Below are 1,532 nucleotides of genomic sequence, written 5' to 3' on the forward strand. Positions count from 1 at the left end.
TGGATGCGCAAGTCTTGCGCGTGAGACGGACCAACCGACGCCGGTCTCCCACGCTGTACTGATCGTGCTGTACGTGCGGGCTCGGCGTGCGTCGATTCGTGATGTTCGTTTCGGAATCGCCGTCGATCCGGGACGGCGGTCCCGTTCGGACCGGTCGAGCAGAGTGCGTCCCACGCTCCGCTGCCTCTATCCGAGGCTCAGCGGAAGCGTTCGGCCTCACGTGCGAGTTGCACGAGGTCTGCGCACAGGGACTCCACCTCATGGGCCGCCGCACCTTCGGCAACGGCTGTCGCCACGTCCTCGGCGGCACATCGAACCTGGAAGATTCGGTCGACCATGGCGGACGCTTCCTCCGAGGTGAGGACCACCGCGTCGGCGGGGATGCTCGTGCCCTTGACCTGGTTGCGCTGCTCGTAGGCTCGCTGCCGGCAGGACTGGCGGCAGTATCGGCGGCGCCGCCCCATCCCCGACTCGGCCACTTCCCGCCCGCACCACACACAGGAATCGGGTCTGCGGGAAGCGCCGGTCATGGTCGACCACCTTACTGCGCGGCGCCCCTCGGCCCGCCCGGTAAGATGTCGAGGTTGCATCTGCGCGGCGTGCGGGAACCAATCGGGAGGCCGTGGCGTTGTAGATGAGTGTGAACGCTTGGTTCTGGTCCAGGCGTGCTCGCGCGGAGACGATCGAGGAGAGGACACCACCATGGCAGATCGCGTACTTCGAGGGAGTCGACTCGGAGCGGTGAGCTACGAGACCGACCGTGACCACGACCTCGCGCCCCGTCGGATGGCCAAGTACCGGTGCGACAACGGTGAGGTCTTCGACATTCCGTTCGCCGACGAAGCCGAGATCCCCGGCACGTGGCTGTGCCGCAACGGTCTGGAGGGAACCCTGGTCGAGGGCACGGCGCCCGAGGCCAAGAAGGTCAAGCCGCCGCGTACCCACTGGGACATGCTGCTCGAGCGTCGTTCCAAGGAGGAACTGGAAGAGCTGCTGAAGGAGCGCCTCGACCTGCTGAAGGCGAAGCGCCGCGGAGCCTGACACAGGCCACCGAACCGTACGAACGCCGTCTCGGCTCTGCCGGGGCGGCGTTCGCCGTATCCGGGGCAGGCCGCCGTAGATCACTGGGGTGGTCACCGTCTCGCCAGGACTCATCCACGTACTCCGATCTGCTGAACGCGGGCGCGTTACATTCCGAGCACACCAAGCACCGAGCGTCACGCCCCGAACACGCAGTCGAAGAAACCACGTATGACCGACCTCCCGGGCTTCCGTACCGTGTGAGAGGTAGGTCACATGACCGCTCTCAATCTACTATTCGGTACCGCGGAGTCAAGGGTTTGGTCTTCTCTTCGTACAGATCTCACACCTGGGGTATGAAATCGGCACCCTGAACCCTCGCCCGGTCGGACGTCCACGACATTCCGGGTGATCAACCGCCCATTCTGATTACAACCGCCCACTGGACGTGGTATTCCCCCAACGGGGCCCAAACCAAACCTTTCGGTCTGTCGGGCGCCGCCCGGGGTCCG

Annotated in this window: 2 protein-coding genes; one reads left to right on the forward strand and one right to left on the reverse strand. The window is 65.3% G+C overall.

The window, feature by feature from the left end; genetic code table 11:
- Nucleotides 1-197 precede the first annotated feature (197 nt).
- Nucleotides 198-530 (reverse strand): hypothetical protein, encoded by a 333-nt coding sequence (locus tag RJ1_RS09270; RefSeq protein WP_073359665.1) that lies wholly within the window; start codon nt 528-530, stop codon nt 198-200.
- A gap of 172 nt (nt 531-702) precedes the next feature.
- On the opposite strand from RJ1_RS09270, the gene RJ1_RS09275 reads away from it, so the two are divergent.
- Nucleotides 703-1,041 carry an RNA polymerase-binding protein RbpA gene (locus RJ1_RS09275; RefSeq protein ID WP_073359666.1) on the forward strand — a complete coding sequence of 113 codons (339 nt, stop codon included), beginning with the start codon at nt 703-705 and terminating at the stop codon, nt 1,039-1,041.
- Nucleotides 1,042-1,532: the final 491 nt, after the last annotated feature.

This window comes from Rhodococcus jostii NBRC 16295 (assembly GCF_001894825.1).
Lineage (GTDB): Bacteria > Actinomycetota > Actinomycetes > Mycobacteriales > Mycobacteriaceae > Rhodococcus_F > Rhodococcus_F jostii.

Coding starts and splice junctions, on each gene's coding strand:
- RJ1_RS09275 (WP_073359666.1), top strand. CDS start 703: ATGGCAGATCGCGTACTTCGAGGGAGTCGACTCGGAGCGGTGAGCTAC.
- RJ1_RS09270 (WP_073359665.1), bottom strand. CDS start 530: ATGACCGGCGCTTCCCGCAGACCCGATTCCTGTGTGTGGTGCGGGCGG.